This window comes from Nonomuraea sp. NPDC059007 (assembly GCF_042740555.1).
In the GTDB taxonomy this organism is placed as follows: Bacteria; Actinomycetota; Actinomycetes; order Streptosporangiales; family Streptosporangiaceae; genus Nonomuraea.
The window spans coordinates 16239-29777 of record NZ_JBHYJD010000084.1 but is presented as its reverse complement, the minus strand read 5'-3'; the positions used below and the strand labels follow the sequence as shown (position 1 = coordinate 29777).

15 protein-coding genes and 1 riboswitch are annotated in these 13539 nt (G+C 71.6%); of the genes, 9 read left to right on the top strand and 6 right to left on the bottom strand.

What is annotated here, in order from left to right; all coding sequences use genetic code 11:
- Positions 1-484 precede the first annotated feature (484 nt).
- A complete protein-coding gene (locus ACFWY5_RS55670; RefSeq protein ID WP_379640040.1) occupies positions 485-1972 on the bottom strand; it encodes a carboxylesterase/lipase family protein in 1488 nt (495 codons plus the stop codon).
- An 84-nt stretch (positions 1973-2056) separates the two neighbouring features.
- On the opposite strand from ACFWY5_RS55670, the gene ACFWY5_RS55665 reads away from it, so the two are divergent.
- Complete coding sequence (locus ACFWY5_RS55665; protein ID WP_379615086.1) at positions 2057-2656, top strand: TetR/AcrR family transcriptional regulator; 600 nt, start codon at positions 2057-2059, stop codon at positions 2654-2656.
- On the opposite strand, the gene ACFWY5_RS55660 is transcribed toward ACFWY5_RS55665, so the two are convergent.
- Both ACFWY5_RS55660 and ACFWY5_RS55655 read right to left on the bottom strand, forming a co-directional pair.
- The gene (locus ACFWY5_RS55660; RefSeq protein WP_379640038.1) at positions 2643-2909 is read right to left on the bottom strand and encodes a hypothetical protein; all 267 of its coding nucleotides are present in this window, start codon (positions 2907-2909) and stop codon (positions 2643-2645) included. The genes ACFWY5_RS55665 and ACFWY5_RS55660 overlap by 14 nt on opposite strands.
- Positions 2906-4360, bottom strand: coding sequence for an MFS transporter (locus ACFWY5_RS55655; RefSeq protein ID WP_379640037.1), 1455 nt, complete (start codon positions 4358-4360; stop codon positions 2906-2908). Before ACFWY5_RS55655 ends, ACFWY5_RS55660 begins: the two co-directional genes overlap by 4 nt.
- Before the next feature lie 186 nt (positions 4361-4546).
- On the opposite strand from ACFWY5_RS55655, the gene ACFWY5_RS55650 reads away from it, so the two are divergent.
- The 3 genes from ACFWY5_RS55650 (at position 4547) to ACFWY5_RS55640 (ending at position 7908) form a co-directional block, all read left to right on the top strand.
- Positions 4547-5161 (top strand): TetR/AcrR family transcriptional regulator, encoded by a 615-nt coding sequence (locus tag ACFWY5_RS55650; RefSeq protein WP_379640036.1) that lies wholly within the window; start codon positions 4547-4549, stop codon positions 5159-5161.
- 133 nt (positions 5162-5294) lie between these two features.
- Entirely contained in the window at positions 5295-6599 is a 1305-nt protein-coding gene (locus tag ACFWY5_RS55645) for a TrpB-like pyridoxal phosphate-dependent enzyme (protein WP_379615078.1), read from the top strand.
- 31 nt (positions 6600-6630) lie between these two features.
- Positions 6631-7908: a dihydrolipoyl dehydrogenase family protein gene (locus tag ACFWY5_RS55640; RefSeq protein WP_379640034.1), complete on the top strand. Its 1278-nt coding sequence runs from the start codon at positions 6631-6633 to the stop codon at positions 7906-7908.
- A 3-nt stretch (positions 7909-7911) separates the two neighbouring features.
- Here the strand turns inward: ACFWY5_RS55640 and ACFWY5_RS55635 are convergent, their stop codons facing one another.
- Positions 7912-7989, bottom strand: coding sequence for a 50S ribosomal protein bL37 (locus ACFWY5_RS55635; RefSeq protein ID WP_376773618.1), 78 nt, complete (start codon positions 7987-7989; stop codon positions 7912-7914).
- A 132-nt stretch (positions 7990-8121) separates the two neighbouring features.
- Between ACFWY5_RS55635 and ACFWY5_RS55630 the strand changes: the two genes are divergently transcribed.
- From ACFWY5_RS55630 to ACFWY5_RS55610, 5 genes are all read left to right on the top strand, one after another.
- The gene (locus ACFWY5_RS55630) at positions 8122-8901 is read left to right on the top strand and encodes a DeoR/GlpR family DNA-binding transcription regulator (protein WP_379615074.1); all 780 of its coding nucleotides are present in this window, start codon (positions 8122-8124) and stop codon (positions 8899-8901) included.
- Positions 8898-9959 carry a galactose-1-phosphate uridylyltransferase gene (galT, locus tag ACFWY5_RS55625; protein WP_379615072.1) on the top strand — a complete coding sequence of 354 codons (1062 nt, stop codon included), beginning with the start codon at positions 8898-8900 and terminating at the stop codon, positions 9957-9959. Before ACFWY5_RS55630 ends, galT begins: the two co-directional genes overlap by 4 nt.
- A gap of 66 nt (positions 9960-10025) precedes the next feature.
- A riboswitch (cyclic di-AMP (ydaO/yuaA leader) is annotated at positions 10026-10163 on the top strand.
- Between the two features lie 6 nt (positions 10164-10169).
- Positions 10170-11123 (top strand): coiled-coil domain-containing protein, encoded by a 954-nt coding sequence (locus ACFWY5_RS55620; protein ID WP_379615070.1) that lies wholly within the window; start codon positions 10170-10172, stop codon positions 11121-11123.
- 55 nt (positions 11124-11178) lie between these two features.
- Positions 11179-12231 (top strand): hypothetical protein, encoded by a 1053-nt coding sequence (locus ACFWY5_RS55615; protein WP_379640033.1) that lies wholly within the window; start codon positions 11179-11181, stop codon positions 12229-12231.
- Positions 12228-12794, top strand: coding sequence for a type VII secretion system-associated protein (locus ACFWY5_RS55610; protein ID WP_379640032.1), 567 nt, complete (start codon positions 12228-12230; stop codon positions 12792-12794). Before ACFWY5_RS55615 ends, ACFWY5_RS55610 begins: the two co-directional genes overlap by 4 nt.
- Here ACFWY5_RS55610 and ACFWY5_RS55605 read toward each other — a convergent pair.
- Together ACFWY5_RS55605 and ACFWY5_RS55600 are read right to left on the bottom strand one after the other, a co-directional pair.
- Positions 12789-13127: a hypothetical protein gene (locus ACFWY5_RS55605; protein ID WP_379615064.1), complete on the bottom strand. Its 339-nt coding sequence runs from the start codon at positions 13125-13127 to the stop codon at positions 12789-12791. The two genes, ACFWY5_RS55610 and ACFWY5_RS55605, sit on opposite strands and share 6 nt — an antisense overlap.
- Positions 13124-13519, bottom strand: coding sequence for a YbaB/EbfC family nucleoid-associated protein (locus ACFWY5_RS55600; protein WP_379640030.1), 396 nt, complete (start codon positions 13517-13519; stop codon positions 13124-13126). The genes ACFWY5_RS55605 and ACFWY5_RS55600 overlap by 4 nt, the downstream gene beginning before the upstream one ends.
- Between the last annotated feature and the right edge of the window lie 20 nt (positions 13520-13539).

The following is a 13539-nucleotide window of genomic DNA, read 5'->3' as shown; positions in this document are numbered from 1 at the left end:
GCAGGCGCGGCTGCTGCGCGTCGACAGGGGCGATGAGGTGAGCGACTGGAGTACCGCGCCCGTGACAGCGAGCTTCGACACGGGAACGAGGTCCGGCCCCGACGACCGAACCGACTGATCGCTACCTCACCGGCATGTCGGCGCGGCCGAGCACCAACGTGGTTCTTCATTGGTGGAGTGCTTCGAGGGCGCGGCCGCGTTTGACCGTCTTGCCGACGTCGTAGCGGGGCGGGGGCCGGCGATGCGGGGGGATGCCAGGTGGGCGCCCCGGGCCAGGTCTGGAGGGTTTGGATGCGCTGGCCGGTTGGGCGAGGAGCGGGCGGAGGTTCCGAAACCCCGCGAGCGCACCGGTCCAGGCTCGCACAACAGCACATCGGCTCGCGCTTTGCGACACTCAAGGCACGCCGGTCACATCTGGATTCCGCTGCGGTACGCGCTGGTGTGGCGGAGAGCGAGCCCATCCGTGACCTGGAGCCTCGAACAATTAGGAGAGATCGAAGGGGGCCGGGGAGTAACCCTCCCAGATCTGATGGGATGCCTGTTCGGGGTAGGGCAGGGTCTTCGACTCGGTGTCCAGGACGCGGGTGAGGTGCTCGCCGGGCCGGTGGGGGGACCAGCCCGCGTCGCCGGTGGTGATGAAGCGGACCCATGTCTCCTGGAGTTCGCGGGAGAGCGCGACGGCCTCGGGAGTGGGCTTCTCGCCGATGAGCTGGGTGCCGACGGGGCTGTCCAGCGTGCCGAACGCCAGGGGTACGTCGAGGCTGTGGCAGGCGCCCAGGATGCCGCCGAGGACCGGGGTCACCCAGCACAGTTCGAACAGGTACGAGGTGCCGCCGGCCGCGGCGTTCGCCTCGGCCAGCTTCTGTGACGGCATGCGGAAGAGGGCGTCGGAGTACACCGTCTCCACCAGCTCCTCCGGGCCTGCCTGCGGGAACGCGGCACGGTAGGCCCGCGCGCCGTCCGGCTGCGGGGCGAGCAGTTCCAGGGCGGCCTGGGCCTCTTCCTCGGTGAAGGTGCCGTACCGTCCGCTCATGACGCTGAAGTACCGGAATTCGTCCCGGGCGTGGCCGACGAGCAGTTCGGTCCCGCTCGCGCGCGCGCCGGTCAGCGCGGGCCAGGGCGTTTCCGGGAGGATCTCGCCGTCGACGACGGGGCACAACGCGGTGCCGGCCTCCGTGAGGCGTCCCCAGCTGTCCCGGTACGCGTGGAGGCCGGCGTTGAAGGAGGTGAGCTCGGCGGCCAGGTGCCATGGGTCGATGTCGCGCAGGGCCTCGGCGGTGGGGGCCGCCCCGAGCCGGTCGGCGAACGCGGCGGTGGTCTGCCGTGCCAGCGCGGGGGTGCTGTGCATCCCCGGCACCGAATGGGCCATGGCCCGCCGGAACAGTCCGCGCGCGGACTTCATCGTCAGCAGGGCGGCGACCGAGCCCGCCCCGGCGGACACCCCGGCCACGGTGACCCGGCCGGGGTCGCCTCCGAAGGCGGCGATGTTGCGCTGCACCCACTCCAGCGCCGCGATCTGGTCGAGGAATCCGCGGTTGGGCGGTACGTCGTCGAGGAACGCGAATCCCTCCGCGCCCACGCGGCAGTTGATGGTCACCACGACGACTCCCGCCTCGGCCAGCGCCGCCGGGTCGAACATCGGGTCGCTCGACGCGGCCGAGAGGTAGCCGCCCACGGGGATCCACACCAGCACGGGCAGGCCCGCCGCGCCGGGATCCGGAGTGCCGACGTTGAGCGTCAGCCAGTCGGTGCCCTGCGGGGGCACGTCGATCGGCAGGGACAGCGGCACCACCGGGCCGAACTCGACCGCCTGCCTCGTCCCCTCCCAGCGGTGCGGCGGCGCGGGCGCGGCGAAGCGGAGCGCTCCGACCGGGGGCTGGGCGTAGGGGATGCCGCGGAACACCGCGTGCCCCTGCCGCCGGCGCCCCTGCACCACGCCTTCCGTGGTCCGTACCTTCGGCTGTTCGGACATGACGATTCCTTCCCTCGAGTGGATTCCAGGATTGTGGGTCAGATGTATTATGTCAACTGTATTGAAATGAGGAAGGAGCCGGCGATGCCGAAACAGGTGGATCACCGCGGACGCCGCGAAGCGATCGCCCGCGCACTGTGGCGGGTGGTGGAGCAGCGCGGCGTCACACAGCTGACGATGCGCGTGGTGGCGCAGGAGGCGGGCATGTCACTCGGGCAGCTGCAGCACTACTTCGCCTCCCGGACCGCCATGCTCTCCTTCGCCATGGACTTCGCGTCCGAGCTGACCGCGGCGCGCGTACACCAGGGGCTCGAAAAGCTCGGTGACCGTCCGCACCCCCGTGACGTGCTGCGACTGACGCTCGCGGAGATGCTCCCCCTGCATGCCGACGCCCGCGCGACCAGCCGGATGAGCGCCGCCTACGTCCTGGAGGCGCTGCATGACGAGGCCGTGCACGAGCAGGCGCGCCGCGGCCTCGTCCAAGGGCGGGACCTCGTCGAGCAGTTGGTCCGCCAGGCGATCGCCGACGGGCACATCGACCCGGGCCGCGACCCGGCGACCGAGACCAACCTGCTCCTCGCCCTCACCGGCTTCGCCTCCCTGATCGAACTCGACGTGATCGAGCCCCAGGACGCGCTCGCCGCGATCGACGCGCATCTGGACCGGCTGTTCAGGAGTACGTGACCTGGCCGCCGAGGTAGTGCGGTGCCGGGTCAGCGCGGACGTCGACGACCTTGGCGGGCAGGGTGCGGACGCCCGTCAGAGTGAGCGCTCCGGCCGCCGTACGCAGGCTCAGGCGAACCCCTGCCGCGCGCGAGACGATCAGATCCATCCAGCAATCGTGCGGGCGCGGCCGGGAGCCGTCCGGGGTGTGTTCCAGATCGAGCGCGCCGAGGATCGCGACCCGGTCGTCGGGCAGGCGGATGTGGTGGGTCATGCGGCGTACTCCACATCGTGGTCGACGCCGGCGGCGCGCCGGGTGCGGGCGAATCCCCAGCCGACGAGCGCAGCCGCGACGAGGGTGAGGGTGAGGCCGGCGATGGTGACGGCCTGGTGGAATTCGCCGGTCTGCCGCGGACTCCAGGGGAAGGCGGTGATGTCGCCGGCGAACAGGAGGGCGAGGATGGTGCCGGTGACGGCGATGCCGGCGCCGGTGGTGACCTGGCTGGCGGTGTCGACGAGCGCGGTGCCGATGGTGGTCCGGTTCGCGGGCAGGCCGCGGACCACGTTGAGCCCGGCGACGACGCCGACCACGCGCATCCCGGCCGCCACCAGGACGAGCGCGAGCGCGATCCACGGGTAGCCGAACCGGCCGAGCAGGCCGTAGACGGCGAGGCCGGACACGACCGCCGCGGCGCTGGTCCAGGCGGCCCGGTCCAGGCCGACGCGTTGTACGAACGGGTTGACGAACGGGCTGCCCGCGATGAGGACGACGACCTGCGGCAGCATCCCGAGGGCGGCCAGCGCGGGCGGCCAGCCCCAGTCGAGCTGCAGTTGCAGCGTCACCAGGTAGGTGAGCCCGGCGGTCGACAGCCCGGCGGCGGCCTTGTAGGCCAGGCCGCTGGAGACCAGGGGCAGGGCGAGGAGCTTCAGGTCGAGCAGCGGATGGCGGGTCAGGCGCTCGCGCAGGACGAAGCAGATCGCCGACGCGGCGGCCGCGGCGGTGACCGACCAGGGCGCCCAGGAGCCGGCGCCCTGGTCCACGAACAGTGTCGGCGCGAGGAGTGTGAGCACGATCGCCGCCGTGCCCAGCAGCATTCCGGGGGCGTCGAGGGGGTCGTGGTGGAGTCCGGCCGGGTCGTCGGCGGCGATGCCGTACCGCACGCAGAAGAACGCCAGCGCGGCGATCGGCACGTTCACCAGCAGCAGGACCTGCCACGGAGCGATCGCCAGCACCAAGCCGCCCGCGGTCGGGCCGATCGCGAGCCCGACCAGGCCGACGGTCGAGATGAGGGTCAGCGCGCGCACGCGCAGGCCGTCCTCGTCGAACAGCCGGAACGCCAGCGCCATCGATCCCGGGGTCGTCATCGCGGCGGCGACCCCCATCGTGGCACGGACGGCGATCAGCTGCTCGGCGGTGGTGACGAGAGTGGTCGCCAGGCTCGCCACGCCGAGCAGGACCAGCCCGATCAGCATGATCCGCCGCCGGCCGAACCGGTCGGCGATCGCGCCGAAGGCCAGCATCAATCCGCCGAACACGACCGCGTAGGCGCCCGTCACCCATTGCAGCGCGGTGGTCGAGGCGTGCAGCTCGCGTCCGATCACGGGCAGCGCGACGTTCAGGATCGAGTTGTCCAGCATCTCGAAGAGGAACACCGCCGACAGCCCCGCCAGCGCGACCCACGCCTCCCGCAGCGATCGAGGCCCGCACGCATCCGGCTCACGCATGGAGGGCTCCCGCCAGGAGATCCGGCCGCTCGTGCGGGCCTGTCGGTGCCGCCACGCACGGGACGCGGTGGCGCGCGGCTCGCCGGGGCACGCTGCGGCGAGAATGACACAGGACAGTGGTCTGTTCGAAGGACATGCCACTAGGCTATGTGACTAAGTTTAGTTGCACAAGGAAGTGAGGCCGGGATGCCCAGGACCAGTGCGCGAGGCGGACCGCAGACGCGCGCGAAGATCTCGGAGGTCGCGACCCGGCTGTTCCTGGAACGCGGGTTCGACACGGTCACGGTCACCGAGGTCGCGCGGGAGGCCGGGGTCTCGGCCGTGACGGTCTTCAAACACTTCCCGCGCAAGGAGGACCTCCTGCTGGACCGCCAGGTCGACGCCGTCGAGCTCCTGCGCTCGGCGGTACGCGAGCGTGCCCCGGGCACCGGAGTGCTCCAGTCCCTGCGCGATGCGGCGTTCGGGCTCCTTGAAGAGCGGCACGCCCTGTCCGGGCTCAAGGACGGGTCCGTCCCCTTCTTCCGGACCGTCGTGGCCTCGCCGACGCTGGTCGCCCGCGCCAGGGAGATCGCTTTCGATCTCCAGCAGACCCTCTCCGGCGAGCTCGAACACGACCCCGCCTTCGACGGCGACGCCCCGCTGCTCGCCGCCTTCTTCGTCGCCGGCTACACCACGGTGCTGGTGGAGACCGCCCGGCGCCTGATCGCCGGAGAAGCGGCCGGCACCGTCGCGGACGACCACCGCGCCCGCCTGGAGCGCCTGTTCGACGCCCTCGGCAGCGGAGTCGCGCCCCAGCCTTGAGGACCGCGTGGAACCGGTCGCCCACACCTTCACGACCTGCGGCACGCCGCCGAGCGGGCCGGGCACGGTGTGGACACGCTTGAGTGAGCAGGTGGCCCTGGAACGACAGGGCCGGCCGTCGCAGACTGGGGTGATGACCCCTAGCCACTGGTACAACATCGTTCCCGATCTCACCACGCCCCCTCCCCCGCCACTGCATCCCGCCACCGGGCAGCCGGTCGGTCCGGACGATCTGGCCCCGTTGTTCCCGATGGAGCTGATCGGCCAGGAGGTGAGCGGGGAGCGGTTCGTCGAGATTCCGCAGGAGGTGCTGGACGTCTACCGGCTGTGGCGGCCGACGCCGCTGATCCGGGCGCACCGGCTGGAGAAGGCGCTGGGCACGCCGGCGCACATCTACTACAAGTACGAGGGCGTCTCCCCCGCCGGCTCGCACAAGCCGAACACCGCCGTGCCGCAGGCGTACTACAACAAGCGCGAGGGCGTGCGCAGGCTCACGACCGAGACCGGGGCGGGGCAGTGGGGGTCGGCGCTGGCGTTCGCGTGCGCGCAGTTCGGGCTGGAGTGCGAGATCTGGATGGTGCGCGCCTCCTACGACCAGAAGCCCTACCGCCGCTCTCTCATGCGCGTGTACGGCGCCGCCGTCCACGCCAGCCCGTCACCGCTGACGAGCGCGGGCAGCAAGATCCTGGCCGAGCACCCCGACTCCACCGGCAGCCTGGGCATCGCGATCAGCGAGGCCGTCGAGGTGGCGGGAGCCGCGGCCGACACCCGGTACGCGCTGGGCTCGGTGCTCAACCACGTGCTGCTGCACCAGACGGTCATCGGCGAGGAGGCGCTCAAGCAGATGCCGGAGATGCCGGACCTGGTCATCGGCTGCACCGGCGGCGGCTCCAACTTCGCCGGGCTGGCCTTCCCGTTCATGCGCGAGAGCCCGCGGACGTCCTTCCGCGCGGTGGAGCCGGAGGCGTGCCCGTCGTTCACCCGCGGCCGCTACGCCTACGACTTCGGGGACACGGCCGGGTTCACGCCGCTGCTGAAGATGCACACGCTCGGCCACGACTTCGTGCCGGACCCGATCCACGCGGGCGGGCTGCGGTATCACGGCATGTCGCCGCTGCTGTCGCACATGTACGAGCTGGGCATGTTCGAGGCGGTCACCAGGTCGCAGAGCGAGTGTTTCGAGGCCGGGGTGCGCTTCGCGCGTACGGAGGGGATCGTGCCGGCGCCGGAGCCGACGCACGCGCTGGCCGAGACGATCGCCGAGGCGCTGCGGTGCAAGGAGAGCGGCGAGGAGAAGGTGCTGCTGACCGCGCTGTGCGGCCACGGCCACTTCGACCTCGGCGCCTACGACCGCTACCTGGCGGGCGAGCTGGAGGACTTCGCGCTGCCGCAGGAGCGGGTCGACCAGGCGCTGGCGAATTTGCCACGTTCCGGGTGAACTCCGGCTCACGGCTGGTTATGTACTGAGAATGGACGTCGATGTGATCGTGCTGGGGATGGGTCCGGGCGGCGAGGACGTGGCCGGCCGGCTGGCGGAGGCGGGGCTGCGCGTGGCCGCCGTCGAGTCGAACCTGGTGGGCGGCGAGTGCCCCTACTGGGGCTGCATTCCCTCGAAGATCATGATTCACGAGGCGGAGACCTCGCGCGACTGGCCGGCGCTGGTACGCCGGGTGCGCGAGGCCACCGACTCCTGGGACGACAAGGTGGCCGCCGACCGCTTCACCGGCAAGGGCGGCCACCTGGTCAGGGGCCACGGGCTTGTCACCGGGCCGGGCGAGGTGACCGTCGGCGACCAGGTGCTGCGCGCGGCGCGCGGCATCGTGATCGCGACCGGTTCGCAGGCGGCGGTGCCGCCGATCGAGGGGCTGGCGGGCACGCCGTACTGGACCAACCATCAGGCGATCGAGAACGCCGAGCTGCCCGAGTCGATCATCGTGCTGGGCGGCGGCGCGATCGGGGCGGAGCTGGCGCAGATGTTCCGGACGTTCGGCGTGGCGGTGACGGTGGTCGAGGCGGCCGACCGGCTGATCGCGCTCGAAGAGCCGGAGACAAGCGCTCTGCTGGAGAAGGTCTTCGCCGGGCGCGGCATCGACGTGCGGACCTCGGCCAAGGTCGCCCGCGTGGACTACGCGGACGGCCGCTTCACGGTCGGCGGCGCCGAGGCGGAGCGGCTGCTGGTGGCGACGGGCCGCCGGGTGGATCTGAAGGCGCTGGGCGTCGGCGCGATCGGGCTCGACGAGAGCGCGCGGGCGATTCCGGTGGACGCGCGGATGCGCGCGGCCGAGGGCGTCTGGGCGATCGGCGACGCGGTCGGCAAGGGCGCGTTCACGCACATGTCGATGTACCAGGCGAACATCGTGGTCAAGGAGATCCTCGGCGAGCCGGTGCACGCGGCCGAATACCACGCCGTGCCCCGGGTGACCTTCACCGATCCCGAGGTGGGCGCGGTGGGCCTGACCGAGGCGCAGGCCCGCGAGCGGGGCCTGGATGTGCGCGTCGCCGTGGGCGATCTGGGCACGCGCGGCTACATCGCCCAGGCCGAGGGGCTGGTCAAGCTGGTGGCGGCCGACGGCGTCCTGGTCGGCGCGACCGTGGCGGCGCCGCCCGGGGGCGAGGTCCTGGGTCTGCTGACGCTGGCGGTGCACGCCCGCGTCCCGCTCACCAGGCTCGACGAGATGATCTACGCCTACCCGACGTTCCACCGGGCGGTTTCGGCCGCCGTGAAGGAGCTCACCGCGGCCGGGTGACCGTCAGCGCGACGCGGGGCGCTTGCCGTGGTTGGCCTTCTTCTTCTTGCGTGCTCGGGACTTGCGGGCGCGCCTTGCCATCCGTCGTCCTCCTTTGAGCGGGCCTTTTCCAGTACGGCATGCGTATCCCACACCAGGCCCCCCGGCAAGCGACCTCACATTCTTCAACATGTTCATGTCATAATCTGTTTGAACTTGTTGGAAGGAGGGCGTGTGCTCGCACAGCAGCGGCAACAGACGATCCTCGAACGGGTCCGGGCCAGCGGCGGCGTCCGCGTGGCCGACCTCGTGCGCGAGCTCGGCGTCTCCGACATGACCGTGCGGCGCGATCTGGAGTCGCTGGCCGAGCGCGGCCTGCTGGAGAAGGTGCACGGCGGCGCGACCACACTCGGCCCCGGCTCCACGGAAGAGCCGGGCTTCACCGCCAAGTCCGCCCGCCAGCAGCAGGAGAAGGAGGCGATCGCGCGCCGCGCCGCCGAGCTGGTCGGGCCGGGCACCGCGGTCGCCCTGTCGGCGGGCACCACCACGTGGGCGCTGGCCCACCACCTGGTCTCGGTGCCCGACCTCACCGTCATCACGAACTCGGTCCCGGTCGCCGACGTCTTCCACCGCGCTCCGCGCGCCGACCGCACGGTGGTGCTCACCGGCGGCGTCCGCACGCCCTCCGACGCGCTGGTCGGTCCCGTCGCCGTCGCCGCGATCCGCCGCCTGCACGTGGACACGCTGTTCCTGGGCGTGCACGGGATGAGCGCGCGCGCCGGGTTCACCACGCCGAACCTGCTGGAGTCGGAGACCGACCGGGAGCTGGTGGCCGCCGCCCACCGCCTGGTCGTGCCGGCCGACCACACCAAGTGGAACACCGTCGGCATCAGCACGATCGCCGACCTGGCAGAGGCCGACGTCGTCATCAGCGACCAGGGTCTGCCCGCCGAGGCGCGCGCCGAGCTGGCCGAGCGCGTCGGGGAACTGATCATCGCGGAGGGCACGCAGTGAAGCGCACCATCACCCACCTGGCCGACGGGCGAGAGCTGATCTACTTCGACCGGCGCGACGACGCCGACCGCGGTGCGGTGGACCGGCGTCCGCTCGACCCCCGGCCACTCGCCTCGGAACTTCGCTACGACCCGCTGACCGAGGAGTGGATCGCGATCGCGGGGCACCGGCAGACGCGGACGTTCCTGCCGCCCGCCGACGAGTGCCCGCTGTGCCCGTCGTCCGACACGCGGGCCTCGGAGATCCCGGCGCACGACTATGACGTGGTGGTGTTCGAGAACCGCTTCCCATCTTTCAGCGGAAATTTTGGGACTTATCACGATGTGGGCGGCTTGAGTGAGGTGCGGCCGGGTGCGGGGCGGTGTGAGGTGGTGTGCTTCACCTCCGAGCACTCCTCGTCGTTCTCACGGCTGAGCGACGCGCAGGTCGAGCTGGTCATGGAGGCGTGGGCGGACCGCACCGCCGAGTTGTCCGCGATCGAGGGCGTGGAGCAGGTCTTCGTCTTCGAGAACCGGGGCGAGGAGATCGGGATCACGCTGCCCCACCCGCACGGGCAGATCTACGCCTACCCGTACGTGACGCCGCGGACCAAGCTTCAGCTCGCGGCGGCGCAGCGGCGGCCGGGGCTGTTCGCGGACGTGCTGGCCGCCGAACGGGCCGGGGAGCGGGTCGTGGCGGCCAACGAGTTGTGGACCGCCTTCGTCCCGGCCGCGGCGCGCTGGCCGTACGAGGTGCATGTCTACCCGCATCGTCAGGTGCCGGACCTCGCGGCGCTGACCGAGGCGGAGCGGGCGGCCTTCGCGCCGCTCTACACCTCGGTGCTGCGGGCGCTGGACGGAATCTTCGGGGTGGCCATGCCGTACATCTCGGCGTGGCACCAGGCGCCGGTGCGGTACCTGCGTGAGCTGGGACATCTGCACCTGGAGCTGTTCTCGATCAGGCGCGCGCCCGGCAAGCTCAAGTACCTGGCGGGGTCGGAGTCGGCGATGGGGGCCTTCGTCAACGACGTGCTGCCCGAGGAGGCCGCACGCCTGCTTCGATCACAGGTAGATCACTAATTGGTTTCCACTTGAAGTCGCATTGCCCGCCATTTACTACTAATATCCCTCACGCACCGGTTGTCACAGCCGTTGCCGCCTAATCCCGGGCGTGTTGCCCGGGAGCCGGGGACCCAGCCTCACCTGGGGTGAATCCACTTCGGTGGTAGGGCATCTCCCAGCCCGAACCCGTCAGCTAACCCGGCCGGCAGATGGAGAGGAATCCCCCACGTGGCGGTTGCGTCCCCCGCGACTTTGGCCATCGGTCTCATCACCGCCGCAGCTGTGGCGTTCACCCCGGCGAGCGCGCACGCCGCGCCCAAGCCGGGCGAGAAGCAGCTGCGGGCCGAGCTGAAGAAGCTCAACACCCAGGTCGACAAGCTCATCGAGAGTTACAACGGCAAGCGCGTGGCACTCGCCAAGGCGAAGGAGGCGGAGAAGTCCGCCCAGGCGCGCCTGGCCACCGCCGAGACGGCGCTGGTCGAGGCCGAGCGGCGGGTGGCCGAGATCGCCCAGCTGCGCTACCAGGGCAGCGGCGGCACGCTGCCCGGCTTCCTGTACACGCCTGACGCGCCGGGCGCGGCCGTACTGGAGCAGCTCACCGACGAGGAGCAGGCGGTCATCGCGGGCGTCGCCGCCGCCCGCGACGAGAAGAAGAAGGCCGCGGACGCGGCCGCCGCGCTCACCACCCAGATCGCCGGACAGGCGGACGAGGTGGCCAAGGAGCGCGACGAGGCCGAAGGCGTCATCAAGGACATCAAGGACAAGCTCCAGGACCTCATGCCGTACGGCACCGGCAAGCGCAACGACGGATCCTGGGCCCCCGAGCTGCCCTCCGGCTCCGACAACATCACCTCACGGATGCGGATCATCCGCGACGAGATCAAAAAGACCTTCAACCTGCCCTTCGAGGTCGGCTGCTACCGCTCGGGCGGCGGCGGCGAGCACCCGCTCGGCCGGGCCTGCGACTTCATGATGAGCACCGGCGGCTCCATGCCCACCGCCGCCAACCAGGCGCTCGGCGACCAGATCGCGGCCTGGGCGATCAAGAACAAGAACCGCTTCGGCGTGAAGTACGTGATCTGGAAGCAGCGCATCAACATGGGGTCGGGATGGCGGGCGATGAGCGACCGCGGCAGCATCACCGAGAACCACTTCGACCACCCGCACATCTCCATGCAGTGAGCGCGCCCCAGTAGTGTGACCCCTCGGATGTGATCACCGGGCAAGGAGGGGCACCGTGGCGCTGCAGCCACCACCGGGGCTGGCCATGCTGCTCAACATCGTCGTCTCGTGGCCGCTCGTCGACGAGGACCGGCTGCACGCGGCCGGTACCCAGTGGATCTCCTTCGCGATGACGGCGGTGCGCGTCTCCTCGGCCGCGGCCACGCACGCCGCCCAGACCACCGCGCGCAACGAGGGCGAAGGCGTGCGGGCGTTCGACGGCGAGTGGCGCGACACCTCCGCCCGCACCGGCGACGCGGTCACCGCCGCGCTGCTCATCGGCGGCGCGTTACAGATCTCCGCGATGATCGTGCTGGCCATGAAGGTGGCGCTGATCGTCCTGCTCATGCGGCTCGCCCTGCACCTGGCGCGGCTGGTCGCCGCCTCGGGCCCCACCGCCGGCGCCTCGCTCGCCGCCGTGGGTCCCGTCGTGGGCGGCGCCAGGACGGCCGCGCGGGAGATCATCCGCCGGATGGTCGAACTGCTGGAACGCAGCGCGCTGCGCCTGTTCGGACGCGCGTCCGCGCTGCTGCGCAAGCCGGCCTCCAAGACGGGGTCCGGCGCGATCCCGCCCGGCAAGCGGCCGCCGACGCCCGTGCGCGGCCCCGGCAACCACCTTGAGTCGGCGGCCGACAAGAGCGTGGACGTCTCGTCCATCACGCCGTACCCGATCTGGCGGCGGGACCGCCCGCCGGTCTACCGCGCCGAGGACAGGTCTCCCGACGAGATCTTCGAGCGGGGACTGCTGCCGCGCGACCCGTCGATGACGAACCTGTCCGACCACGTGCTCAAGTCCCGGCCGTCCGCCTTCGTCGGGACCAGCACGCGGATGGACATCGACAACGCCGTCCCGCGCCGCTTCGTCTACGAGGTCGACGCCCCGGGCGGCATCGACGTCCAGGACACGCTGAAGGCCGCGAGCCACCTGTCCCACGAGCGCGAGATCGCCTTCCCCGGCGGGGTGCACCGGAGATACATCACCGGCGCCTGGCCGCAAGGGGTGCCCAAAACGCCGCAGAACTTCATCCGCAACCCGCACTACGACCCCTTCCCCGGAGGATCGCCGTGAACGACGTACCACCGCCCCCGCCGGCGGTCACCGACGAGCTGCGGCGGCGGGCACGGCAGAGCCCGGGGACCTGGATGTACGCGATCGATCCGTTCTTCGACCCCGGTGGGGAGGTCCCGCCGTACGGGATCATCGGGGCCTGGCAGGTCGACGCGCGCGGTGAGATCACCGGCGAGTTCCGGCACAACGCCGGATACCGGCCCTCGCCGGTGGCGCTGGGCCACCCCGAGCCCACCGACCCGCTCGACCGGGCCCTGCAGCTCGCCTCGACCGGCTACGCCACCGGCGACGACATCGTGCCGCTGCTGCTGGCGGCGGAGGTGATCGTGGCCGCCGGGCCGGGCGGCGGGGTGCCGGTGTTCGACACGGGAGAGGGCCGGGCGGCGTTCGCCTACACGGCTCAGGCCCACCTGCCGGAGACCCTGCCGGACGGGGCCATGGACTGGCAGCGTCTGCGCGGGGGCGATCTGGTCGCGCTCCTGCCCGCGGACGTGGGCGTCGTCGTCAACCCGGAAGGACCCGCCGGTGTGCTCCTCGGCCCCGGGGAACTACGCCGGTCATGACCGCTCCAGCAGCCGCCTGACGCGCGCGGCCTCCTCCTCACCGCGCCGCTCGGCGGCCTGGTAGTTCGCCTCCATGAACCGCACGTCCTCGCCCGAGGTCACCTGCCGCTCCCCCAGCGCCTCGCAGACCTCCAGCGCCTTCCTGGTGACCTCGAGGTAGGCGGCCTTGACCATGGTCGCGGGCACCTCGCCCCAGGGGTCTCCTTCTCCCTCCAGGCCGGCGCGCAGCTCAGCCACCGCCTCCAGCCACGTCGTTCCGGTCTGGCCGAGCCCGGCGCCGGTGCCGCGCAGGTCGGCGTGGGAGACGTCCGGCCCCCGGTCGAACCCGTTCACCGCTCCTCCAGCCGGCGCACGACCAGCTCCACCCCGTCGGCGAACTCCGCCAGCCGCCCCAGCACGATGTCGTGCGTCCCGCCCATCGTCTCGGCGAGCCGCCGGGGGTCGGCCGCCTCCAGTCCCGGCACGTTCGCCCGCAGGTCGTCCAGCGCGGCGTTGACCGCGGTGAGGATCTCCCGCGCGAGGTCCTCCGAGGCCATGCGCATGACCCGGGGGTTGAGACGCAGCTCGTGCAACCGCCCGTCCGGCCCGGCCACCGCCCGCACCTGCCCGTCGGCCGCCGCGCCGTCGCCCTGGAAGACGGCGTCGGCGGGCGCTTCCTCCGCCCGCTCCAGTGCCTGGAGGGCCTGAGTCAGCATCTCGCCGATGGGGTGCCTGTTCTCGTCCATGGATCTATCTCTATCGCCCC